27 protein-coding genes, 1 pseudogene and 1 riboswitch are annotated in these 24,138 nt (G+C 39.6%); of the genes and pseudogenes, 8 read left to right on the top strand and 20 right to left on the bottom strand.

Annotation, left to right across the window (positions count from 1 at the left end; genetic code table 11):
* Positions 1-200: 200 nt before the first annotated feature.
* Positions 201-605 (bottom strand): MerR family transcriptional regulator, encoded by a 405-nt coding sequence (locus NYE36_RS02845; RefSeq protein WP_251257292.1) that lies wholly within the window; start codon positions 603-605, stop codon positions 201-203.
* A 159-nt stretch (positions 606-764) separates the two neighbouring features.
* On the opposite strand from NYE36_RS02845, the gene NYE36_RS02840 reads away from it, so the two are divergent.
* Positions 765-1,814 (top strand): NAD(P)-dependent alcohol dehydrogenase, encoded by a 1,050-nt coding sequence (locus tag NYE36_RS02840; protein ID WP_251257293.1) that lies wholly within the window; start codon positions 765-767, stop codon positions 1,812-1,814.
* 120 nt (positions 1,815-1,934) lie between these two features.
* Positions 1,935-3,085 (top strand): IS3 family transposase gene (locus tag NYE36_RS02835; RefSeq protein ID WP_222835235.1). Its coding sequence is split into 2 segments (ribosomal slippage): positions 1,935-2,208 and positions 2,208-3,085, totalling 1,152 coding nucleotides; the frame shifts between segments, so codons are not numbered across the junction.
* A gap of 76 nt (positions 3,086-3,161) precedes the next feature.
* Here the strand turns inward: NYE36_RS02835 and NYE36_RS02830 are convergent.
* From NYE36_RS02830 to NYE36_RS02785, 10 genes are all read right to left on the bottom strand, one after another.
* A complete protein-coding gene (locus tag NYE36_RS02830; RefSeq protein WP_094032108.1) occupies positions 3,162-4,124 on the bottom strand; it encodes a bile acid:sodium symporter in 963 nt (320 codons plus the stop codon).
* A gap of 190 nt (positions 4,125-4,314) precedes the next feature.
* Entirely contained in the window at positions 4,315-5,553 is a 1,239-nt protein-coding gene (locus tag NYE36_RS02825) for an HAD-IIA family hydrolase (RefSeq protein ID WP_015416907.1), read from the bottom strand.
* Between the two features lie 8 nt (positions 5,554-5,561).
* Positions 5,562-6,380 (bottom strand): bifunctional hydroxymethylpyrimidine kinase/phosphomethylpyrimidine kinase, encoded by an 819-nt coding sequence (gene thiD / locus NYE36_RS02820; RefSeq protein ID WP_014417014.1) that lies wholly within the window; start codon positions 6,378-6,380, stop codon positions 5,562-5,564.
* A gap of 14 nt (positions 6,381-6,394) precedes the next feature.
* Positions 6,395-7,153, bottom strand: a complete 759-nt coding sequence (locus tag NYE36_RS02815; protein ID WP_039252583.1) for a class I SAM-dependent methyltransferase — start codon at positions 7,151-7,153, stop codon at positions 6,395-6,397.
* Positions 7,150-8,160, bottom strand: coding sequence for a thymidylate synthase (locus tag NYE36_RS02810; protein ID WP_015416905.1), 1,011 nt, complete (start codon positions 8,158-8,160; stop codon positions 7,150-7,152). The genes NYE36_RS02815 and NYE36_RS02810 overlap by 4 nt, the downstream gene beginning before the upstream one ends.
* Positions 8,157-8,621 carry a nucleoside 2-deoxyribosyltransferase gene (locus NYE36_RS02805; RefSeq protein WP_015416904.1) on the bottom strand — a complete coding sequence of 155 codons (465 nt, stop codon included), beginning with the start codon at positions 8,619-8,621 and terminating at the stop codon, positions 8,157-8,159. The genes NYE36_RS02810 and NYE36_RS02805 overlap by 4 nt, the downstream gene beginning before the upstream one ends.
* Before the next feature lie 77 nt (positions 8,622-8,698).
* Positions 8,699-8,802, bottom strand: a riboswitch (TPP riboswitch).
* 87 nt (positions 8,803-8,889) lie between these two features.
* Entirely contained in the window at positions 8,890-9,270 is a 381-nt protein-coding gene (locus NYE36_RS02800; RefSeq protein WP_031378624.1) for a hypothetical protein, read from the bottom strand.
* Between the two features lie 109 nt (positions 9,271-9,379).
* Positions 9,380-10,429, bottom strand: a complete 1,050-nt coding sequence (locus tag NYE36_RS02795; protein WP_094032109.1) for a Cfr family 23S rRNA (adenine(2503)-C(8))-methyltransferase — start codon at positions 10,427-10,429, stop codon at positions 9,380-9,382.
* Positions 10,430-10,581: 152 nt separating this feature from the next.
* Positions 10,582-10,785, bottom strand: a complete 204-nt coding sequence (locus NYE36_RS02790) for a hypothetical protein (RefSeq protein WP_061890443.1) — start codon at positions 10,783-10,785, stop codon at positions 10,582-10,584.
* 143 nt (positions 10,786-10,928) lie between these two features.
* A complete protein-coding gene (locus NYE36_RS02785) occupies positions 10,929-11,723 on the bottom strand; it encodes a dihydrodipicolinate synthase family protein (RefSeq protein ID WP_064115570.1) in 795 nt (264 codons plus the stop codon).
* 305 nt (positions 11,724-12,028) lie between these two features.
* Between NYE36_RS02785 and NYE36_RS02780 the strand changes: the two genes are divergently transcribed.
* Positions 12,029-12,664: a hypothetical protein gene (locus NYE36_RS02780; RefSeq protein WP_039252591.1), complete on the top strand. Its 636-nt coding sequence runs from the start codon at positions 12,029-12,031 to the stop codon at positions 12,662-12,664.
* A gap of 98 nt (positions 12,665-12,762) precedes the next feature.
* Here the strand turns inward: NYE36_RS02780 and NYE36_RS02775 are convergent, their stop codons facing one another.
* Together NYE36_RS02775 and NYE36_RS02770 are read right to left on the bottom strand one after the other, a co-directional pair.
* Positions 12,763-13,800 carry an NAD(P)/FAD-dependent oxidoreductase gene (locus tag NYE36_RS02775; protein ID WP_015416900.1) on the bottom strand — a complete coding sequence of 346 codons (1,038 nt, stop codon included), beginning with the start codon at positions 13,798-13,800 and terminating at the stop codon, positions 12,763-12,765.
* Between the two features lie 63 nt (positions 13,801-13,863).
* Positions 13,864-14,805, bottom strand: coding sequence for a cation diffusion facilitator family transporter (locus NYE36_RS02770; RefSeq protein WP_064115571.1), 942 nt, complete (start codon positions 14,803-14,805; stop codon positions 13,864-13,866).
* A gap of 192 nt (positions 14,806-14,997) precedes the next feature.
* On the opposite strand from NYE36_RS02770, the pseudogene NYE36_RS02765 reads away from it, so the two are divergent.
* Positions 14,998-15,416: pseudogene (locus NYE36_RS02765) on the top strand (VOC family protein); the annotation flags it as partial.
* Between the two features lie 76 nt (positions 15,417-15,492).
* Here NYE36_RS02765 and NYE36_RS02760 read toward each other — a convergent pair.
* The 5 genes from NYE36_RS02760 to NYE36_RS02740 all read right to left on the bottom strand — a co-directional run bounded on the left by NYE36_RS02760 (position 15,493) and on the right by NYE36_RS02740 (position 19,039).
* Complete coding sequence (locus NYE36_RS02760) at positions 15,493-16,839, bottom strand: FAD-binding oxidoreductase (RefSeq protein WP_017419201.1); 1,347 nt, start codon at positions 16,837-16,839, stop codon at positions 15,493-15,495.
* A 401-nt stretch (positions 16,840-17,240) separates the two neighbouring features.
* The gene (locus NYE36_RS02755) at positions 17,241-17,561 is read right to left on the bottom strand and encodes a hypothetical protein (RefSeq protein ID WP_015416897.1); all 321 of its coding nucleotides are present in this window, start codon (positions 17,559-17,561) and stop codon (positions 17,241-17,243) included.
* A 252-nt stretch (positions 17,562-17,813) separates the two neighbouring features.
* Positions 17,814-17,999, bottom strand: coding sequence for a hypothetical protein (locus NYE36_RS02750; RefSeq protein WP_007409558.1), 186 nt, complete (start codon positions 17,997-17,999; stop codon positions 17,814-17,816).
* A 162-nt stretch (positions 18,000-18,161) separates the two neighbouring features.
* On the bottom strand, positions 18,162-18,527 hold the full coding sequence (locus NYE36_RS02745) for a cupin domain-containing protein (protein WP_020955387.1): 366 nt from the start codon (positions 18,525-18,527) through the stop codon (positions 18,162-18,164).
* Between the two features lie 35 nt (positions 18,528-18,562).
* Complete coding sequence (locus NYE36_RS02740) at positions 18,563-19,039, bottom strand: DinB family protein (protein WP_020955386.1); 477 nt, start codon at positions 19,037-19,039, stop codon at positions 18,563-18,565.
* A 214-nt stretch (positions 19,040-19,253) separates the two neighbouring features.
* On the opposite strand from NYE36_RS02740, the gene cotR reads away from it, so the two are divergent.
* The 3 genes from cotR to NYE36_RS02725 all read left to right on the top strand — a co-directional run bounded on the left by cotR (position 19,254) and on the right by NYE36_RS02725 (position 21,454).
* Positions 19,254-20,219 carry a sporulation hydrolase CotR gene (gene cotR / locus NYE36_RS02735; protein ID WP_047935346.1) on the top strand — a complete coding sequence of 322 codons (966 nt, stop codon included), beginning with the start codon at positions 19,254-19,256 and terminating at the stop codon, positions 20,217-20,219.
* A gap of 361 nt (positions 20,220-20,580) precedes the next feature.
* Entirely contained in the window at positions 20,581-20,898 is a 318-nt protein-coding gene (locus NYE36_RS02730) for a helix-turn-helix transcriptional regulator (RefSeq protein WP_015416893.1), read from the top strand.
* Positions 20,885-21,454: a DUF2812 domain-containing protein gene (locus NYE36_RS02725; RefSeq protein ID WP_015416892.1), complete on the top strand. Its 570-nt coding sequence runs from the start codon at positions 20,885-20,887 to the stop codon at positions 21,452-21,454. Before NYE36_RS02730 ends, NYE36_RS02725 begins: the two co-directional genes overlap by 14 nt.
* 106 nt (positions 21,455-21,560) lie before the next feature.
* Here the strand turns inward: NYE36_RS02725 and NYE36_RS02720 are convergent, their stop codons facing one another.
* Positions 21,561-22,241: an amino acid racemase gene (locus tag NYE36_RS02720; RefSeq protein WP_094032111.1), complete on the bottom strand. Its 681-nt coding sequence runs from the start codon at positions 22,239-22,241 to the stop codon at positions 21,561-21,563.
* A 458-nt stretch (positions 22,242-22,699) separates the two neighbouring features.
* Here NYE36_RS02720 and NYE36_RS02715 point away from each other — a divergent pair, with 458 nt between their 5' ends.
* Complete coding sequence (locus NYE36_RS02715; protein WP_041481999.1) at positions 22,700-23,161, top strand: CarD family transcriptional regulator; 462 nt, start codon at positions 22,700-22,702, stop codon at positions 23,159-23,161.
* A gap of 638 nt (positions 23,162-23,799) precedes the next feature.
* Here the strand turns inward: NYE36_RS02715 and cspC are convergent.
* Positions 23,800-24,003 carry a cold shock protein CspC gene (gene cspC, locus NYE36_RS02710; RefSeq protein ID WP_003156143.1) on the bottom strand — a complete coding sequence of 68 codons (204 nt, stop codon included), beginning with the start codon at positions 24,001-24,003 and terminating at the stop codon, positions 23,800-23,802.
* Positions 24,004-24,138: the final 135 nt, after the last annotated feature.

Raw genomic sequence — 24,138 nt, 5'->3', positions numbered from 1 at the left:
CATTAAAGTCGCTAATCACAGTCTAAGCAACATTTCACACTTTAAAAGTCTGCAGTAAAAAAGTCAAGCTGAAAAAAGGATAAGTAATGATTGATAAGATAGAAAAGGCTGTTTTGTTTCCACTCTTTAGAAAATAAAAAAACCAAGGCTCGTTTCCCTTGGTACATTTCATGCGGCCCCGCGTCCGGGACACCTTCTCTTCATTCAGAAATACATTCAGCTTTCAATCTGTTTTTAAGTTTCGCTTCATTTTCAAGGATATCTTCGTAATCCTCAATCTTCCTGTTTAATCGTTTTATGGTTTCATCAATTTCCCTCTGTTTCTCCGTCAGCCTTTTCCTTTCATTTATAAGGATGTTTTTTCGGGGTTCGATCGTATGATCGGCTCCTTCAATAAATAAAGCGGTATATTCAATCAGCGCCTCAATCGACAGCCCGGCACTTCTCATGCATTTTATAAATTGAATCCAATTCACATCATCTTCGTCATAATTGCGGATGCCGCTTTCATCGCGTTTTACCGGAGGAATCAGTCCTATACTTTCATAATACCTAAGCGTTGCGGCTGATAACTCAACCTGCTTTGCAGCCTGCGCAATCTTCATATTTTTACCACCCGTCCTTCATACCTTTCATAAGCGTGCCATTATAGAATATCATTTCATAAAAAAATAAACCAAACTCCTTGACTTAAAGTCCGCTTTAACATTTAAAGTAAAATCGAACAGAGGATTCATCACTTTATCTTGGAAAGGAAGATAACCATGTGCAATAATCATCCGACTCGTGTATTAAGCGCTCCGCATGCAAAAGCTAAATTTGAGCGGACAACGATTGAGAGAAGAGCATTACGGCCGCACGATATCCTGATTGATATTAAGTACAGCGGGATTTGTCACTCAGACATCCACAGTGCATTCGATGAATGGGGCGGCGGAATCTTTCCGATGGTTCCCGGACACGAAATTGCCGGAGTTGTGGAAGCCGTGGGTGAAGAAGTCACCACATTTGCCGTCGGCGACCGTGTGGGTGTCGGCTGTTTTGTAGACTCCTGCGGGGAATGTGAATACTGCCTGAACGGAGACGAACAATATTGCACAAAAGGCGTTGTTCAGACTTATAATAACCTGGACTACGACGGAAACCCTACGTATGGCGGCTACAGCCAGAAAATAGTTGTCACTGACAGATTCGTTGTCCGGATTCCGGATCAGCTGGATTTGGATGCTGCCAGCCCGCTATTGTGCGCGGGCATTACCACCTATTCTCCGCTGAAACACTGGAATGCCGGCCCCGGCAAAAAAGTGGCAATTGTCGGAATGGGCGGGCTCGGACATTTAGCCGTTCAATTTGCGCACGCTTTAGGCGCAGAGGTCACCGTCCTCAGCCGCTCAATGAACAAAAAAGACGAAGCGCTTGAATTTGGAGCCGATCATTACTTTGCAACAAGCGATCCGGATACATTTACTGAGCTGGCCGGACGATTTGATCTTATTTTAAATACAGTATCCGCGAACCTTGACGTAGATGCCTACTTATCCCTGATTCGCATTGACGGTACATTGGTAAATGTGGGAGCGCCCGCTAAGCCGGACTCATACAGTGTGTTCTCCTTAATCACGGGCCGCCGCAGCATTGCGGGTTCACTCGTCGGCGGTATTCCGCAGACTCAGGAGATGCTTGATTTCGCCGCCGAGCACGGCATTGCTCCTAAAATTGAGGTGATACCGGCCAATCAAGTTGACGAAGCGTACGAACGGGTTCTCCAAAGCGATGTCCGCTACCGTTTCGTCATTGATATTTCAACTTTATAATCGACATAAAAAACATACCAATATTTGGAACTGACCCCATAATATGAGACAAACAAAAAACACCTTCAAGTTTGAAAACGGACCGTTGTTATCCGAAATAAAACTTGGAGGTGTTTTTCTATGGGGACAAGAGTGAGTTATCCGGTTGAAGTCAAACAGAAGGCTGTAGGAATGAGATTGGCGGGCGTGCCTATGAAAGAGATCATGCAGGAATTGAATATCAAAAATAAGACTCAGGTTCAGACATGGGTTAGATGGCATAAGGCTGGGGATACCCACCGATTCGAACAGCCTGTTGGAAAGCAATATACTTATGGAAAGGGTCCGGAGTATTCTTCTGAATTAGAGAAACTCCAGGCAGAGAATCGTTATCTGAGACAACAGAATGAAGTGTTAAAAAAGTACAACGAATTGGAAAGGAAGCTGATAGGGAAACGACAATCAAACTGGTAGAAGAATTGCGCAAGACGATGACGGTACAGGACATCTGTGTCCATTTAGATATTTCACGCACTTCATATTATAGATGGAGAAAGAATCTGACTAAGAGTAATCCTAAGATACGACTGGAGAAACAAATCGGCACGTTGTGCCGAGAACACAAGTATCGATATGGATATCGAAAAATCACAGCCATACTAAAAAAGAGAATAAGTATTAATCATAAATCTGTTCAACGTATTATGCAGAAAAATCAATGGCAGTGTCGGGTTAAGATGAAAAAGCGTAAAAAAAGTGGGCAGCCATATTCTGTGGTCGATAATATATTGGATCGGAACTTTCAGTCTGATCGCCCTCTTGAAAAACTGGTAACGGACATCACATATTTGCCTTATGGACAGAAACAATTGTACCTTTCCAGTATATTGGATTTATACAATGGAGAAGTGATTGCTTTTACGATTGGAGATAAGCAGGACACAGACTTTGTCTTAGACACACTTGATCAGCTGCCAACACTTCCTGAAAACTGCGTGTTACATAGTGACCAAGGTTCTGTTTATACATCTTATGAGTATCAGAAAGCTGTTAAAACAAAAGGCATTACCATGAGCATGTCCCGCAAAGGGACGCCCGCTGATAATGCCTCCATCGAATCGTTTCATTCCTCACTAAAGTCTGAAACGTTCTATCTTAACAGCATTGATCGAACTACGACCGCCATCGTAGAACGCACTGCCATAGAATACATTCATTATTATAACAATATTCGTATTCAAACGAAACTAAACAGCCAATCGCCGATACAATATCGGCAATTGGCTGTATGAAGGTGTTTTGATCCCTGTCTCAAAAACGGGGGTCAGTCCCATTTGTTGGTATGTTTTTTTCAGTTCAAATTATTTTTTATTTCAGCAGCCAACCGGGCACCGCTTTTATATAAACCAATTCGCCTATCAGTTCAACAATCGTCTGTGTGACGATTACAGCGGCGGCTAATGAGGCCCAAGCATCCGGCAAAGCCAGCGCTAACGGAAGGACTGCGAGAGAATTTCTTGTGCACGTGCTGAAGATCAATGCTCTTCCTTCACCTGTATCCAGACGGAACGCATATGCGATAAACCGGGAGACAAACGGCATAATGAGCAGGAATAACAGATAGATCGGAATCACACATATAATGATGCCAGAATCACTGATGACCTTTCCGATTTGTGTGGCGACGACCGCCAATAAGACCAGAGCCATAAAAGGAACAGGCAGCCACGCCGTCCATTCCAGCACCTTTTCTCCCGCCGGCTTCTTATCAGCCCATAATTGAGTCATCACCGCCGCCAGCAGCGGCACTGCTATTAACAATAAGAATGCTTCCAGAAACGGTCCCGCATGAACAGCCCCTATCACTTCTTTCCCGATAAACAGCCACAGGTATAACGGAAGCAATACCATCTGAACGGCGAACAAAACCGGCGTGGAAGCCAGTATTAATCTCTCATTTCCTTTGCCGAGCTGAGTAAAGACGATGACGTAATCAATACAAGGTGTAAGCAATACCAAACAAACCCCTAATAATATAGGAGGAGATTGAGGAAAAAAGGCGGTTAACACCCATACAACGACAGGTACAGCTAAGAAATTACCGATCAATAAAGCCGCCATAAACTTGAGGTTTGACATGGCTTCCTTCAGCTTCAAGAATGGGATTTGGGCAAACATCGCATACATGAGAACAGCGATAAGCGGTGATATCGTCCATCCCCAGCGAAGTCCTGAATCTTTCCCGGCGATCCCCGCTATTCCGCCGATTACAAGAGTCACACCATATATCCAAATTTGCTGTTTTTCTAATGTCTCTCTGGTTATTTTCATTGGCTGACACCTCTTCTCCGCCCATTATACCTTCTTTTCTGCCGCTCTTGCATTATGGTTCTGCCGGAATTAAAAAACACCAAGGGTCTGTGACACTTGGTGTTTTTTGGAACGCGGCCGAGAAAAACGGGTTGAAAACCGTTAATCGTTTGTAAATAACCCCCAAAAAGTATTTTTGACATACTGTTCCTTATCGAATAAAAGCATTCTCTTTCATTTCCAAAGCATCATCCAGCCATCTCGGGTGCATCGGCAAGAGATGTTCAGGTAATTCATGGATATCAAAATATCTGATTTCCATGGCTTCCTCAGTGGACTTTTTCAAAGTGCCGCCGATGACGTCACATTGAAAACAATTGGTAATAAAATGGCTGACTCTGCCGTCAGGGTATATAAAGGTTTGTGAACTCGGATCAGAATAAACGCCTATCATTTTAGAGACTTTCACCACTAATCCAGTTTCCTCTTCTATTTCTCTTATAATTGCTTGTTCAACTGTTTCACCAGGTTCCACATGTCCTGAAGGAATGCCCCATAAACCATTATCAGCACGCTTCATTAATAAAACGGAACTTGATTCTTTAATTATAATTCCAGCGACTCCGGCTTTCACTTGTTCTGTCCATTGGAAATCCGGTTTTTTCCGTACTTCTGCCTTTATTTCATTATCGAACAAGTCTTTCAGATCGCGGATCACAACATCCGGATTTCTAAAATCATGTTTTGCAGGAAATAAAGTATTTTGTTCAGAAACTAATACGGAAGTGATGCCTATTTGGTTTGCTCCGACAATATCTGTTTCAGGCGTATCCCCAATCATAACGCATCTCTCTTTATCTTCAAAAGACTCGAGTACTTTTTCAAATATTGAAGACGCCGGTTTTCCAATTATAATCGGCTCTTTAGCAGCTGCTGTTTTAACAGCCGCGACTATAGCGCCTGTCGCGGGAGCTGGTCCGTTAGCGGCAGGAAATGTTTTATCCCCGTTTGCAGCGATAAATGAAGCCCCGCAGCGGATGAGGTTTACTGCCTTATGCACATCCTGAAATGTAATATTTTGATCCCAGCCAATGACAACAGCCTCCGCCTGATCTTCCGTAAGATCAATACCGGCCTTTTGAATTTCACTTTTAAGTTGGTCATTTCCCAATATATATGCCTTCTTTATTCCTTCACTGACAAGGTAATCAGCTGTTGCCCACCCCGCAGTAAACACTTCATCAATACTTGCTGAAATCCCCAGTTTATGAAGGCGTTTCACAATCGTTTCTCTTGTAACACAAGGATCATTCGTTAAAAAGCGAATGGCTTTCTTTTCTTCACGGAGTCGTTTTAAAGAGGCCACAGCTCCTGGTAAAGCTTTATCTCCTATATATATCACTCCGTCTAAATCAAATAAAAATACATCATAATTCTCGGAGATCATCATAACACTCCTTAAGCGGTTGTCTCTTGGTTAATAGTTGAGCGATACGCAAAATGATTTGTAGGGCCTTGTCCTTTCCCGATTCCTAAGGGATGTTTAATGGCTGCTGAAATGAATTCCTTTCCAGTTGCCACTGATTCCGGTATGCTGTGCTGCTTTGCCAGCTCTGCAGTTATCACAGCTGAAAACGTACAGCCTGTTCCATGAGTATGCTTTGTGTCAAAGCGGGGAGAAACAAATTCCTCGAAGTCCTCGTCAAAGTACAAAATATCACGGGCTTCTCCGTTCAGGTGCCCCCCTTTTACGACAGCACTTTTTGCCCCGTATACCTCCACTATTTCTTTCGCCGCATCACGCATCTGCTGTACAGTCTCGATTGATTTGCCGATGATTACTTCCGCTTCCGGAATGTTCGGTGTAATAACAGTTGTTTGGGGTATTAATAATTTCTTCAAATGATCAATGGCGTCCTTATGGAGCAGATGATGTCCGCTTTTAGCAATCATAACCGGATCCATCACATACGATTGAATATTTGCGTCTTTTAACTTTTCTGCCAGCAATTCAATAATTCCTATACTTGCAAGCATACCGGTTTTGACAGCATCCGGTTTTATATCATCCATGACACAGTCTATTTGCTGAGATATATTCTGAAGAGACATCTCCTCAAAACTTTTCACACCAAGTGTATTTTGTGCAACAACTGATGTAATAACTGCCATTCCATATACCTTTTGTTCCTGAAATGTTTTTAAATCCGCGTGAATTCCCGCCCCTCCGGAAGGATCAGTCCCAGCAATCGAAAGCGCTTTATAAATATCCGTCAACTTACACTCCTCCTTCAGGCAGGTTTCACTGCTTTAAAAATGACAAAAGGCGGATATTCCTTTTCACATTTCCAATTATTAAATTGAAACTCTTTCTCTATGGCTTTTACATGCTCTTGGTCAATATCGTTTAACGTTGGTTCTGATAAAGTTACATTTTCAAAACCTGCAAGAGTTAATAGTTTATAATACATTGATTTCGGCCAATGAAAATCATTTAAAATTAAATCTGCTTGTCCGGGAACATGGAGCCATTCATTTCTTTCTTCTCCGTAAGAATATTCTTTCCCCGGTATTCCATTGCGGAAGGTTGAAAATTCAATTCCGGTTGAATCAGGATTCGTATCGAGTATGACAAATGAAGCTCCTGGTTTTAACACACGAAAAATTTCATCTATGATACCTTTGATACGCTGGTCACTATCCGTATTAATAAAAACATAACAGGCCATTGCAGCATCAACTGAGTGATCTGGTAAGAAGGAAAGATTATCGTGTTCAATTAAATGATAGTCCACATGAGGATGTTGTCTTTTTGCCTTTGCTATATCTAACATCTTCCTTGATTCATCGACTGCGATCACATTGCAGCCTATTCTGTCAGCCAGCCTATAAGCTACCTTTCCTGGACCGCATCCGAAATCGAGCACCTTTTTAATCTCCGCTTTATCAAAAGTACGAAAAACAAACTCAAAACCTAACGTTTGTTCTAAAACGTCGTTATAAGCATCGAATTTACCAGCAACACTGTCTTCTTTCCATGAAGTTTTCATTGAATTTCCTCCTTTTGCTCAGTTGAGAAATAATGAAGCCACTTATTCCTGACGAAAAATTGATATACAGGAAGTAAACTTTGAAATAGAGAATGATCCATATCACGTTTATATGCAATATGCTGGTATATACTGAAAAGGAAAAGAATCTGTTTCCAGTAATCAGGTAAATCAAGCATTTCAATATCGTTTTTAGTCATAGAAATTTGATCTTTCCTAAGTAATTCTTCGTACTTTAAGACTGTTTCAATGGACGGCCAGTTATTTCCCTCAGGCATTTTCGGGAATTCAAATTCCGGAATATCATGGTAATTTTCAGCTTCTTCAAGCACCGTTTTCGCCCATTCATGATCTGAATCATAAATATGGATTGATCCCGCATTATGAAAATATTCTCCGACTTCTACACGCAGTTCTCTGGCCATTAATTCCTGCATGAAGGTAAATGAGAAAAGATCACTGATCATCCCGCGAAAAGCATCATTTGCACGCATGACAGAAGACATGTATAATTCGCCTTCCCTCACAAAAAACTGCAAACCGATTGTGCAGGAAACATCTATATTTTCTAAAACGAAGAGTTCCGAAGCATCGAATATTTGAATAAATGCCCTTTTTGAATCAATATCTTCTTGTGTCAAAAGATTTTTTATTCTATTCCATTGATTTAGTTTTGCATTTCCGAATTCAAATATTTTAGGCCCGTACGCAGTGCCTGTTAATGTTTTTTTATTCATTGAATATGAGGGCATTTTTTTATTGTAATAACTGATAAAATCTAAGTCGTTACTCCCCGATAAATACCATAGCACTTCAGCAAAATTAAACACGATATTGGTTTTTCTTGAGGATAAATAAGTAACACGTTCTATTGGATTTTCCAAAGTCAGATGGTAGTTCAATTGTTCTCTGCTTTTTTGTCCGCGCGGTGAATTGAAAAATTCAGGGTTGTGATAGATGTCATACAGCGTTTCCGTATATGCTTCATGAAAAGTTCTCTTTCTCATTGAGATTCCGCCTTATATGCTGCAAAGGTATTTTTAATGTTCTCTATTAAATCATCTGTATCTTTATAGCTGATGTACTCAACATCCGCCACTGCATGTAACCCTTGAATTAAGAAAGCATAATCCTTGTCCTTTTCTAGAAATAGCACGATCTTTTTTTTCAAGGCGGAAGCCCATCCAATTTCTATATGTGTTCCAGGAGAAGCGGGTGATCCGGGAAATGCTGCAAAAAGGTCGCAAGTACTTATTTCATCAAAATCAATTTTAGTGCATTGAAGGGGTGTCATGAAATCTTTCCCCCACCCTTCCCGCTTATGAGCATTATGAACCAGCCATCCTTCATTCTCAAAAAAGGAAATTAATGATTCCAGCTTTCCCCTCTCATACGTACTCATCAATCCAGTTTTCTCATCTACTAAACTTTTAAAAGGCCCTGCCAGAAAAACTTTTTTAGTCGCCACTTCATATCACCCTTTCAAAATAAATAAAGCCACTTTCCTCTATGGAAAGTGGCTTAAATATAGATAAGATAAAGAATCTCTCTAATTTTTCACTTCCCTACGCTGGTATTAACCAAATCAGGTTCAAAGGGTCAGGACGTATTGTCTCTTCTCAGCTATTAAAGCTCCCCTAGTGACTTTTTATAAATATTTACTTTAATTCTATGCTATTCCATATAAATAGTCAAACAATGACTTTCCCTTCAATATTGCAGCTTACCCACTAGTTTTAAAACCTTCCGGCCTCTTTTTTCCTGCCAACGAATAAGGTCACGGCAACACTCGCTGAACTGACCAAAGTCCCCAGTACGGCAGCAAGAATTGTCAAAAAGCCATTGGGAATCAGAAATCCAATCGGAATGAGGCCCGCAAACGTGAGGACGATAAAACATTGATAGACTCCGGATATGATTCTCACAACCAAACTGCCAAAAAAGGACATGACGAATGGCGGAATGAACAAACATAAGATGATTCCGAGTGAGATCAATAAAATCATAGGCTCGTCAAAAGAAATGACACGATCGCCGGGAGACTCTTCAGCAGCCGCGAATACAGCAAATATAGACATCATCAGCGTAAGAAAAACAAGAAAAAACCTTTTCAGCAACGTTATGACTCCTTTTTTTATAAAAACGGGTATCTTTTTTTCAACCACAATAACCATTTTATGTTATCAAATGAAATAATATGAAGTCAAACCGAGTTCTGCACCTGATTTATTGGTTCTTATTTTTTTGATAATTTCCATATAATTGTCCGCAAGCAGCATCTATATCAATGCCAAATTGACTTCTGACGGTCACGTTAATTCCTGCTGACTTTAATTTTTTATAGAAATTTACAACTTTTTTCTCATTTACTTCTTCAAATCTCATAGGTGAACTAACAGTCGGGTTATATCTAATGATGTTTACATGGAACAAGTTCCCTCTCTTATATCTGCTTCTTAAAAGATTTACTACTTCATTCGCATGATCAATAGAATCATTAACTCCCGGCAGCATAATATAAGCAATATAAACTTTTCTTGAGGTCACACGTATATGCTCATCTAATGTGTCCATTACCTCCAATAACGGGTAGCGTTCATTAATCGGCATTAACTTGCTTCGCTGTTCATTAAAAGGAGAATGTAATGAAAACGTCAGGTTGACCTGCGGATAATCCTGAGTGATTTTTTTAATGCCCGGAATAATACCTATGGTCGAAATAGATAACCTGCGAGGGCTTAAAGCAAACAACTCCGGATTTGTAAGCACATGTAAAGCATCAAAAACTTGTACATTCGCTAATGCTTCTCCCATTCCCATAAAAGAAATACTGTCAATTGAATGTCCTTTTAAGTGAAAGTACAAAATTTGGTCAGTCATTTCATCTGACGTTAAATTGCGTTTTAAACCAATATCTCCTGTTGCACAAAATGTACAGCCAAAATGACAGCCGCACTGCGAGGATATACAAAATGACTCCCAACCGGCTTTATATTTCATATTAACCGTTTCTATTTTTTCGTCTCCTGAAATTTCAAATAAGACTTTTGTAACTTGCTCAGAATGCTGCACTTTTAAAGGAGCAATATTTATAATTGACTCTCCGAACTCCTCTATTAACAATTTTCTCAAGGATTTAGGAAGAACCGTTATTTCATTGAAATGATTTATTCTCCCTTGGAATACAGCATTTTTGATTTGATTCATTCTAAAATCAGGAAATTTATTTTGCTTCAGGAACTCTTGGATTCTTATATACTTGTTTTTTTGTTGCATGTTTTCTCATCCTTCCATAATACTCTTGTTTGTTTGAGTAAATAGAAGGGAGTTATCAATCTAACCTTTTTTTTAAAATCAGGCACAAAAAAACACCGACACAATTATCGGTGTTACGCTTAAATAACATCATGCACAAATAAACAAGGACATTATGTCATTGGATTATCGTTTATTTGACATAGAGAAAAAGCACCGATAACTGTTTTTGTATGGTGATTTGGCTTAAAAAAGGACAGACTGCTCCCTTTATCCGCCAAGATGTTTCCAATTTTTGCGTTTTTACCATACAAAATTCCATAAATCGTTATCATCGCTTTCACCTCTTTCTTGTAAATATTAGCAATAATCACCATATCATAAGGTTTCCCTTATGTAAAGCTAAACAAATGCTTACGCCCCCGCTAATGACAGTATTATACAACTTGCTTATTAAGCCTAATCCAAGTACAGAAAGCGCGCTGATCACATTTTTCACTTATCCGCGACGGAACATTTCTTATATAATGGGTGACCGGCAGCTGCCTGCTTGAATCCCAATCTTCCTATAGTGATTTTTTATATTCATGACAGTATGATGATTTGTCACTTCAGCAATCAGATCGTTTATTCGATCCAGATTAATCGGTTTATTTTCTGATAAGCTGCTGAAGCTTTCTCTGATTTCTTCAGGATAGACATTTCCGGCCATGCTTGACAGGCCGTTACACCCGTTACTCAGCATCTTCGGAAATTCAACGTCTCCTGCCGCAAACAAAATAAAGTGATCAGGGAACTCTGTTTGTTTATGACGCAGAACGTCTCCTCCTTCTTTCAGCCCCCTTATCCGGGGATGCCGGCTTATTAAGTCTTTAAGCGCTTTCTCACTCAGATTAAAACCGGTCCGGCCGGGGTTATTATAAAGCACAGCCTCTTTACAGGTATGACTGAGAAGTTCGTCAACGTAATAAACGGCTTGCTGCTGTGTCGGTCTTATATAAGGAGGAAAACCAATCAGTACAGAATCAATATTGGTTTTCTCGATGTGTTTCATCAGTTTGACGGCATCACTGGTTCTTACGGCTGAAACACCGAACATCAGTTCAACATCTTCAAATTTTCGCTGATGAACATACTCAATGATCTGAAGACGCTCATCTATGCTGAGTGAATGCTGTTCACCAGTCGTGCCGCATATGAGTAACGAATGGATACCGCTGTTTTTCAAATGTTCGACAATAGCATCAAATCCTTCTAAATATAAACTTTCATCTTCATGAAAAGGCGTAGGGATAGCAACATTAAAATTTCGCATGAGAATGTCCTCCAAGTACATATTCTTGAATATCTGCAGAGTATCATATAACACTGTCTGACATTTAAAAAGGTACAGTTTCAGATAACTTTACATGTCAGATGTAAAGGCCGACACACAAAAAAAGCAGGCAAAGAGAGCCTGCTTCATTGCTTCGGCCTTAACTGTTTTACCCATTGGTTTTGGCGGGCTAAAATATTCAGACTCAACAACATTTGACGGATTCATTTAGGCACATGCCCTTATCAAAAACAATCTGGGTGCATATCCTGCTCCTAAAAGCCATTCATAAAGGGAGTTTAGATATGTATTATTATTATTATCCGTATTATGTATATGATTACAGACAGCAGCCTGATTTAAGTCAGGCAAATCATAAAATGCGAAGCCATTTATCTGCGATTCAACAAATTCCAATACACTCATCCTCCTTTCAACAATCAATGGCTGCGGTAGTGAAACACTTGCAGGCTGTCAGCAGAGCACTCGCTCTGGGATGCGGTATGAGTTCAGAATTCAGATTTCTTCCAGACACTTGGGGATTACGAGAACTTCATACTGTACACGCGAAATATCTTACTCCGTTGAGCTATCACGTTTATTCCGCTTTAGGCGCAGCAGAGCTTCTCGCCGCCGGACAAGGCCGGGCTCCTCATTTTCCTCTTATGGTTGGCTGCATGAATTCAATACTTCGTCTATGGTCAAACTTCCCCGCAGCGATAGCAGACCTGCGAAGAGCAGCCGGTCACCAATACGCGTCATCTGTAGACGAGGCGGAAAATCTCCTAAGACCAATGGTTCCAGCCACACAACAGGCATTATCCATCAGTCAATCTGCAGTGAGTCCGGCTATTTGGCAGGCTTCCTTACGTGCCGCGCAGTTAGCTAGGGAGGTACGTCAGAATGTTGCACAATCAATGAGTCAGGGATCTTCTTATTAATTAAGCCAAAAGATTTTTTCGGCTTTACACAGTCACATAACCGGACTTATTCAACACAAAAAAGAGCAGTAAACACGTAAGTTACTGCTCTCCTCTGTCTATCCGCCGTTCATTTGTTTTACAATGTATTCAGCATCATTTCCTACACCTTGAAGCAGCGCTGAACCTCGCCTATGCTGCCAAGGCAAACCAATAAAATACAATCCTTCCGCAGCTGAAACACCCCGGTGATGTATAATTCGGCCTTCCTTATCCAAAACACCTTCTATTTTCATCCAACAAAGCGGATTCTTAAAACCAGTTGCCCAAATGATATTGTTTACTTCTAATGAAGATGAATCTTTAAAAATGATTTCATTTTGCTTTCCGGCTATGACTCTTTGTTTTAAGATGATCTTCTTCTGTCTTATTGCATGTTTTAATTCATACCCAAATATGGGGTCGCCTTTCTTCTGAATGAACTTGCCTAATATGGATGTATGACTTGCATGTAAAACTCCTAATTTATCAAACCACCAAAAGATACTTCTTTTTCCAATCCATAAAGGGAAATAAGCCGGTTTATTACTGCAAGCCAAATATGTAACTCTTTCTTTTGATAATTCAACAGCTATCTGAGCCCCGCTATTCCCGCCGCCGACTACCAGTACATTCCCAGGCGCCAGTTGTTTTGAATGTTTATATTGTGAAGAATGTAATTGATGAATATGATCGGCTACATCCCTTGATATTGATGGAATATTAGGGGTATGAAAAGGACCTGCGGCCATCACAAGATTCTTCGTTTGATATTCTTCCCGGTTTGTTTTTATTAAGAAATAGTTGTTTAATTTTTGGACACTTATTACTTCTGTCCGTAATTGGATCGGGATTTCAAATCTTTCAACGTATTTTTTCAGATAAGCAGCAATTTCATTTTTTGAAGGGAGTCCATGCTTGTCTCCTTCAAGCTGCATTCCAGGCAAAGAGCTGTACATTCGAGAAGTAAATAAAACCAATGAGTCATACCGGTTGTTCCAGCTTTCTCCCACTTCATGACCTTTATCCAAAATGATAAACTTTTGTTTCGACTTCTTTAGATAATATCCTACTGAGATTCCTGCCTGACCGGCTCCGATTACTATCGCGTCGTACATATGAATCCCCCCTCCGGTTTTATCTTAATTGTCAGCAGACAAAGTGAGTCCCTATTTCCTCCTTTAATGATGATGATGGTCACGCGGATTCTCAGTCTGGGCCTGACAAAGAATCGTATTGTCGTGATTATGCGCTGCTGTTTCCATTTGAATGGTTACATGTGTAATGCCTTTATGCTCAAGTTCATGTTCAATTTTGCGTAAAATATTTTCACTTTCTGAAATGGTCAGTTGACCGTCAACAACTGCGTGGCAAGAAAGAGCATTCAATCCGCTTGTGATAGACCATATGTGTAAATCATGAATGTTTTGAATTCCCTCTGTCCCTTCAATTGTACGAATGATATCATAGACATCGATATTTTCTGGAGTTCCTTCCATTAAGATGTGAATGGAATCTTTAGTCACATTGTAACCGCTTCTTAGAACAAGAATAGCCACAATGATACTAGCCAATGGATCTGCCCAGCCCCATCCAAAGAAGATGATAAGTATGGCAGCTAAAATGGCACCTACAGAGCCGAGCATATCGCTTATTACATGTAAATAAGCTCCTCTTATATTCAGATTATTCTTTGTATCTCCGCCACTCATCATAATCCAAGCGACCAATATATTTACAGCTAACCCGATGATACTAATCGTCAGCATGCCGGTTGTTGCTACCTCCGGCGGATGAGAGAAACGTTTGATTGCTTCATAAATGATATAAAGGGAAATCAATATTAATGCAACACCGTTTATCACAGCTGCGAGAATCTCAAATCGTTTGTAGCCGAATGTCTTATGATGACTTGCCTTTTTTTCGGCCAATTTAAAAGCAATCAGAGCAACCATTAATGAGATTGAGTCACTCAGCATATGACCGGCATCTGACAAAAGCGCTAAACTATTGGTTAAAAATCCGCCTATCGCTTCTATTATCATATAACCTGTAATCATGATAAAAGAGATCAATAAAACCTTCTTATTGGATCCGCCAGCGTGATTGTGATTGTGACCCATAAAAATCTCCTCCTTATCTCATACACTGCATTTATTATTTCTTTTCTGTTATGAAGCATTCTAACATGGACACAAAAATAATCTTATATGATTATGTGCTCATATATGAATATATAGGTTCTTTACTGAAATGTCAAAATCTTTTCAATGAAAATGTCCAATACTTTATATTGCTCTTGATCAATGATTGCTATGAAGCCGCGGATTACAGTAATTACTTTAGGCGCAGACAATTTAGAAAAATCGCTTCACTTCTATCGAGATGGCTTGGGTCTGCCTACAGAGGGAATAGCCGGTACAGAATTTGAACATGGCGCAGCTGCCTTTTTTGACTTACAAACAGGACTGAAACTTGCCATTTGGAACCGCAAAGACATCGCACATGAAACAAACGTTACGTTAACTGCGCCAAGCCCTGCAGAATTTACATGAGGACATAATGTTGGCAGTAAAGCTGAAGTCGATAAAGTCATGGAACAGGCAAAACAGGCAGGAGCAACGATAACTGATCCCGCTCATGATACTTTTTGGGGCGGATACTCCGGGCACTTCCAAGACCCGACGGGCACCTATGGGAAATCGTTTGGAATCCGCACTGGGATGCAATTGAATATCCAAATTTAGCAACGATAAAAACACACCTGAATGTTCTGGTGTGTTTTTTATTTGTTTCCCAAAACGATCAAACTATTTATACGATGGCGGGATGCTTTGCGGAAAACGGAATACATTTTCGGGATCGTATTTCGCCTTTATTCTTTGAAGCCTTGCAAAGTTTGAGCCATAATATGCTTTTCCGAAGTTCTCGATATTTTGATCCGGAACATTCACATATGAACCTGTTACATATGGTTTCATCAGCTGACGCACTCTTTCAACTGATGCAAGATTCGAAGCTTCTTGTGATTTATTTTTCCAACTAGCCGTCCATTCCGTATAAAACAACGGACGGCGCCAATAGAAGGCTGTTTCACTGCTTGGTACTCTGCTTATCGCGCCGCCCCAATTGATAAAAAAGAAATTGGTTTCTGTCCCAGTCGCTTTTTCTAAAAATTGTCTCATTACTGCAATAGGTTCTTCCGGCCAAAGATTGAGCGCCCACGCCGAGGAGAATTTAACACTCTGATCAGATCTGCCGGGAATCGGTTCGTCAGGATCTAAGAAATCTATACAATCCGGGTAGTATAGTGTTTTGATTACTGTTTGTGCCGGCGTTCCGGCATTTAATAAAGGTTTTAATAATTGAACCAGCTCTGGTTTTGAACCGAGGAACAATCCTTCCGCATGGCACAAGCCGTTTACTTTGCTGTAAATCTCAAGGTAGCATCCTAATCGTTCGTCTGTAAACGGCGCCCATTTTTGCCACGCTTTAAATACCGTTTCTAACTGTTCCCACGGCCAAATAATATTAAAGACGGTTGCGGTTTTAGGGGCACGGTGAACTTTGAATGTATATTGGGTGTTATATCCGAAATTGCCTCCCCCGCCGCCTCTGGAAGCCCACAGTAAATCTTCATTGCGGGATTGATTTGCTTGAATAATCCTGCCTTTGGCATCTACCATTTTCAGTGCGAGAAGGTTATCGCTTATCAGGCCGATCGATCGTGAAAGCACTCCAAATCCGCCTCCCATCGTGATTCCTCCGATTCCGACGGTTGGACTGTCTCCGAACGGGGCCATAAAACCTTCCCGAGCTAAACCTTTTACAAGCGGGCCGACGTGGATGCCGGTTTGAACGGTTGCTACCGCGTTTTTTTCATCTAAGAAAACTTTATTCATGTCACTCACATCAATAACAATTCCATCACTTACCGTGGAAAGATTTTTATCCAGAGCATGGCGGCCGCTTCTGACACGCATAGGCACATTCTTCTCACGAGCCCATTTAATAGCATTACTTACATCGTATGAATTTTGTGCAAAAACAAAGACAAGCGGACAGACATCAACATAAGGGTTCCAATTCTTAACCGCCTGTGTATAGCCGGGGTCCCCTTTGAAGATGACGCGTCCTGTTAACTGTGCTGATCCCATCTATTTCACTCCCAATAAGCATTTGATTCCGATACCAGTATATGTAGGAATGGGACAAATTCTTAGACAGATGTTCTGCAAACTTAAAAATAGATACATATACGCGAAGATGATATAAAAACAAAAAAAGACAAGAGCGGCAAGCTGCCGAAACTCTTGTCTCTCCTGCCTTTTTTATCATGATAGGCACTTACATTTATTGGCGTGATATCCCGACCAAACTATGGAAGTCCATAGAAAATTATGTTTGCCCTGCCATGCATGGTTCTGCTGAGACACCGGCTGAGCAATCTTTCTGCTTGATCCCCCGACAAGAATCTTTTTCTTTATCGCGTTTTTGCATCCCTGTACGGATAAAATCAATACACATTGAATCTTATCTTTTATATGATGAAAAGCTCTTATTTTTTCTTCTTGTGCTTACGTTTGCAATCCTGTTTTTTCTCTTTCTTATGACGTTTTTTACATTTCGCTTTTGCTGCTAATTTTGCCGCTTTTACCTTTGCTTCTGCCGTTGCTCTTGCTGCTTCTGCTGCTCTGGCTCTTGCTTCTTCCGCTCTTGCTATCGCCTCTTCCGCTCTGGCTCTCGCTTCTGCTTCTCTTGCTGCTTCTGCTCTTGCTTCGTCTTCCGCCATATCAAAATCATGGCCAAGGTCACAGGCTTCGTTGTATGGCTTTTTCTTCTGAACGTACTGTTGATCTTCACCTTCGTTATAATACATTACGCCACTCCTTCTCTCATTTTTTAATCTTTACATACTATGTAAAGAAATAACTGCAGCTTGGACTGGTATTTTGATGAACCGGCACATTTTAGGGCAATTTTGATTTATCGATACAACAGATTCTGGATGCCTGATGAAACTTGAATGATTTTTGACGATTATAATAAGCAGCGTAAAAAGGATGCTGCGCGCTGCAGCATCCTTCTGTACCAACTTTTTGTTGAACGATTGGAAAGTGTTTTTTGACTTTTAGTTTGCTTGCTGTGTTTGTTTTACTGGTTCTTTGCTAAAAAGTCCGACAATGTTCCACAAAATAATTGCAGCAGCTATGATTAAACGAGTCGTACTGACTTCTTGGTTAGTAAACAATTTATAGCCATATATTGACCCCAATGCTGCTATACAAAAAATATTGAACCATTTACTCCAACGCAATTAGAAAACTCCTTATAAAATGATTACATTTCCAAACAATGTATTATAATATTAACAAAATTTTTCAATATTTTACCTTAAATCATTCTTAATTGGTTTTCCTGATCATTTTCTCTAATCGTCTTCGATCTTTCGGATTTTTGATCATTTTTTTGTTACAGGCTAGACCCAGACATCATTTTCAGCTGTTTGATCAGTTATTTCCTGCCCGGTATTCACAACACCTTTAGGTTCTACAAGCAAAATGTTACACTCTGATTCTGCATAAGGTTTATGTTCAACATTTTTCGGAATGACAAACATTTCACCTTCATTTAATGTTACTTCTCCATCACGAAATTCAATGATTAAATTACCCTCAATGACAATGAAGACTTCATCTGTTTCGTCATGCTTATGCCAAACAAAATCCCCTTGTACCTTAACAAGTTTAAATTGATAGTCATTCATTTCAGCGATTACTTTTGGAGACCATTGATCTTGGAACGCAGCTAATTTCTCTTGAAAATTAATCGGTTTATATTCCATTCTTTCCGCTTTCCTTGTAAAACTCTATCATTTAACTAGTCCCAAATTAAAGGCCTGTCCACTTCAGCAGTTCTGAGATAGTCTAAAAGCTGACCGGTATGTACGGACTCATGGTAAGCGATTCTTAATAACATGTCTCCTAGTTCGCGAATATATCCAACATCAGACCTGTCAATCTTTATATTTGTTAAATCTGTTTCGTTTAACGATTTGATGAATGTCAAAAACTCGGCCCGATACGGTTTTGCAAATTCTAATTCTTCGCTTACAGTGGTAAACATTTTTGATTCATAAGGATTAATAGTTTCCTCTGAAAACTCACTCATATTTTTCATTAAAATTTGATGATAAAGAAATTCTGCTTCTAATACATGTCTTATCATTTCCTTACACGACATGGCTTCGGAATCCGGGCGCCAGTCCATTTTTTCCTCAGGTATAGCTGCCCATAACTTGATGCTTCGCCGTCTTACCTCTTCAAAATGTAAAATAATAAGGTCAATTGTATTCAAGTGTTTTCCCCCTTTTATTTTTATAACCTATTCTCCTTCTTTCCAGGAATACCTTCATGAGCTGCCTCTTAAACTTAAAAATATTTTCTTTCCCACCCCGTTAGATTGATAAATTGAGCAATTTTTATGGTATGAGATATTCATTCATCCATACAATAGACTCTGGTTGAACATATACTGAATGATAGTTTTCATCAGAAAGGAGAAATCAGCTTTGGCAAAGTATCGGATCATGACCTTTGACGGGGGCGGTACCTTAGGTGCTTTAAGTTTACAACTATTGAACAGACTGGCTGAAGAAAATCCAGCATTAATAAGCCGAACCCATGTATTTGCGGGAAATTCAATCGGTTCATTTACTGCCCTTGCATTAGCAAGCGGAAGATCTCCGAAGGAAACACTTCAGTATTTTGAGGATGAAATCCTGCCCGCATTCAGCACTTCCCGGCCGGGCGGACCTGTTTTCAATCAACAATTACCATATTCCGATTTTATTAAAGCGGTACGAAACTTTTTCCCGCCAGGCCTTCGTCTTAAAGATGTAAGAAAACGAATTGTTGTCCCTTCATTCAAATTATACTCCCCAGCACTGGATCGTTGGACGCCCGTATTATTTCACAACTTTCCCGGCTCTCCCTATTTAAATGAGAAAGTGAGTGATGTCATACTGCGGAGCAGCGGTGCTCCCGCGACGCAGCGCGCCTATCAAAACTACGTGGACGGATATGTAGTGGCAACGAACCCCAGTACGGCCAGTATCGCGTTTGCGGTTGGTAAAGCCAACGTGCCATTGGATCAAATTGCGGCGCTATCCATCGGTACAGGTGAAGCCCCGACTCGGTTAAGAAGAGATACGAGGGGATGGGGAATGGTGAGTGCGGATAACATACGTCCCGAAAACCTGAAGAACCTTCCTCCAAATTGGGGAGTCCTTTTGGACAGGTCGCCTAATGAACCTTTACTGCCATTTCTTCAGATGATCTCCGGCGGAAATGGCTACTATGAATCCATGGTCAGCGCGAATCTGCTGGGAGATCGCTTTTTCCGGTTAGATCCGCGGATTCCGAACTTCTCCAAAACAGACCCTTCCGTGGTTCCCGCTGTCATTGAAATTGCGAACAAAACCAACTTACAACCTGCGAATACATTTATAGAGAGAAACTGGAACGACAGCCATTAACTAAGTTAGAAGTTTATAATAATTCAATGAACAAAAAATACCAAGGGACTCAAAACCCTTGGTATTATTAATGCGGCCGAGAGGGTTTGGACCTTCACGGGGTATTTATACGCTGGGCATTCGATAAAGTGAAATCTTATTACCGCCCGGCATTTCAAACACTGAAGTTAGGCATTACAACCAACAATCGGGCCATTTAATTGAATAGGACTACCCAGAAGTCGCTTCCCATTACGTAAGAAAAGCGGCTTTTTAGATTTGATTTTCAAGTTCCTTTGACAAATTTTGAAAAGACCATTGACTATTCAGTTGAACTGTATTAAGTTTAACTATATAGTCAGACTGAATAGAGGATGAGGATATGAAACATAAATTATTACCGCTGTCTGAAACCATGCATTATATTTTATTAGCTCTGCGGGAGCCGCTTCATGGCTATGCCGCCATGCAGAAGATCGAAAAGATGAGTAACGGAACTGTTATTTTAGCGGCCGGCACATTATACGGCGCGATTGAAAACTTGAATAAGCATGGCTGGATTGAACCTGTCGGAGAGTCGGGCCGGAGAAAAGTTTATATGATAACTGCGGAAGGAAGCGCCATTTTGAAAATGGAACAAAACAGGTTACTGCATATTTTATCCCTGTACGAAGGAAGTGAATCGAATGAAGAAATTTAAGGTGTTTTTTGATATTGAAAAAGAGGAGCAATGGCTGAACGAGCAATTACAAAAAGGCTATCGCTGTACAAATATCAGCGGATTAGGAATATACACTTTCGAAAAAACCGACAAAAAATATGTGATGCGACTGGATTATCAAGATTATTTATCAAAGAAAAAGTTCAAAGACTACAAAGAGATCTATGAAGACTTCGGCTGGGTTTATATAAATGGCCCTTGGGGGCTTGGAACTCGATATTGGCAAAAAGAAGATGATGATCAAAATGAAATCTTCTCGGATCGCCAATCAAAGAGTAATTATTATAAAAGACTAATGAGTTTTTCATCTTGTTTTGGGTTACTGTGCTTGTTTTATTGTAATATGCTTTACACGAATTCAGGTTTGTATTTAGCTGAAGGTCTGTGGAGTATGGAAGGCGCAATGTTTTGGAAAGCATTTTTATTTGAAACTCCATTTGCCCTTTTGAGGTCGCTTCCCGCCCTTATGGCTGTTCTATTTGGCTGCAGTTTCTATAAAGCGTATCGAAAGTATTCAATGTTAAAAGAACAATAACGCGGGGAAGTTACATTCAAAGAAGTAATCGAGGATCATGTATCTGCCGAATCCGGGCGCTTTAACGGAAAAAAAGCGCCCTGAATCTGCTGATAAATCAGACGGCTTATTTTGTTAATAATACATACTTATTTACAATGGCTTGAGCGAGACAAGCTGATGAATCAACAAAGGTAAGTCCGCTTCTTCTTTGATCCGTAACCATATTTAAATCCGTACATGCAATGATAACCGTATCAACCTTTTCTGCTAATTCACGGTGTAATTCATCATATAATGTACTAGCCGCATTGATTTGACCTTGTTTAATCTTTTCTATTATGTGATCGACATAGATTTGCCAACTATCTTGATGTAAAAAATCATAACCTTCTCTGTTTAACGCTTCTTGAAATATTCCAGATTGAACCGTAGGAACGGTGGCTAAAAGAGCTGCTTTTTTGGAGCCTTTAGGTATTTTTTTTATGGTTTCATCAACCATGTTTAGTAAAGGGACTGAAAGCGATTTTTTTATTTGGTTAAAATAAATATGTGCGGTATTACATGGGATGGCAATAAAATCAACACCCGTTTTTTCAAGCTTTACAGCCCCCTCAATAATTGCCTTTTCCATGTCCGTATGATTGAGAGGTTTATTCATATAGAAAGGAGTCGGACAAGAATAAATCATCATATGAGGGAAATCCATGTCATGTATTGCTCCATATATTTTTTGGCACTCGTCTACTACCTTATCTACAAATGGCCCAGTAGATTTTGGCCCCATTCCTGCCAGTATTCCAATCATAATTGTCCTCCTCTGTAAAAATGTGTACGAATACGATCACGATGAGTTATTCTTGTGTTACGCATCTGAATCTGCTCTCATTTCTTTTTGGCTGTCTTCTCCTATTTTATCATTTCATTAATTGAATTATGGTTAAAAATCGGTGATTAAATTGTGCCCATATAGATTAGTAAAGTGTCATTGATGTCAAGTCATGAACTCCTAAAGGAGATTTAATAACTCATTTTCAACGAAGAAAAACTGATCTTTGTTAATTAGTCGAGATTCCAAGATATACACGGACCAATTGAATTGATCTTTCCTTTTTTGGGAATCCCACAGGTTCCCTCTTGTTTCGATGTTGTTTTTTTAAAAAAATTATTGACACCAATAAATGACCATGTTATCATTAAAAATTTGATATCTCACTCTATATATGATAACCTTAAGTTAAGTTCCCATATATGGAGGTGGATTATATGTTTCAAATTGGCGATAACATTGTTTATCCAATGCACGGAGCAGGTACAATTGAAGCCATAGAAGAAAAACAATTCTTAGAGGAAAAACAACAGTATTATGTCATAAGAATGTCAATCAGTAATATGACAGTTATGATTCCAACGCGTAAAATATTGAGTTCAAATATACGGCCAGTTACTGATATACGTGCATTAAAACACATTATACACATTTTTCAGCATGGAGAATCAGATAGGTTACTGCCGTGGAAGCAAAGGTATATAGTAAATACGAACAAAATAAAAACGGGTGAAATACAAGAAGGCGCTGAAGTTGTACGTGATTTAATGCGAATGAAGAAAGAAAAAGCACTTAATTCAAGCGAAAAAAAAATGTTGGATAATGCATATGAATTTTTGATTAGTGAACTGGAAGTCATTAAAGGAATCACTGAAAAACAAATAAAAAGTTTCTGCTAAGGTTAATTTTAAATAATGTTTTGCATTCCAAAAAGCACCCACGAGTTTTCGGAATATTACGATTAAAATATTTCAAAGACGCTTAACTTCTTCAACTTACTTTTAGAACATTAACCTCTTTTATTATTCCTACAATCTAATCTGTTTTATTTTTTTCTTTAACGAACATTTGATGTTTTATCAAGAAACTCGATGAAATAGTCACTTGATTTTTGTAATCCTGATTCACACTGGCACGGACAAGGAGCCGTAAGGATGGAAGAGAGGCAGGGCTTTCATTGTTTTAGGTCTTAAGTGATTATTTCCAGAAGAAAAAACAACCACTTCCCTCTACATCTGCTTCCACAGTGAATAGCAGTTGTTTATCTTCTTTTCATAAAAGAGATATGCGAAATGTAACAAAGAATAACATACAGTTATATTGAGAACATAAAAACAAATCATTTATATATATTCCACATATCGTCAATCCGGTATGTTATACTGTAAACAATCCTTTGAGGTTTTAAACCTTTTTCTTACCTTGTAGCAACTGTCCCTACTCGAACGTTGAGTAGGGTTTTTTTATTCAGTATGATACAGAGAACATAAAAAAACAGGCCCTATATAAAGAGCCTGTTTGTATAAACGATTGAAGATTAAGCAGTTTTTTGAACGTTAGCAGCTTGAGCTCCACGAGCACCTTGCTCAACGTCAAACGTTACTTTTTGACCTTCGTCTAAAGATTTGAATCCGTCACTTTGGATTGCAGAAAAGTGTACGAATACATCGTCTCCATTTTCACGTTCGATAAATCCAAAACCTTTTTCTGCATTAAACCATTTAACTGTACCTTGTTCCATTTTTGTTGCCTCCTAGTGTGTTACACATTGTATTACTATCCTTGCCCAAAGTATCATCAAGACGAAAAGTCGATATTCATACTATCCTTTACACGAACAAAAATAATTCTCCTTTATCATAGCACGAAACGGAAA

The organism is Bacillus sp. FSL R5-0593 (genome assembly GCF_038603755.1).
Taxonomy (GTDB): domain Bacteria; phylum Bacillota; class Bacilli; order Bacillales; family Bacillaceae; genus Bacillus; species Bacillus velezensis.
This window is presented reverse-complemented; position numbering and strand designations above follow the sequence as displayed.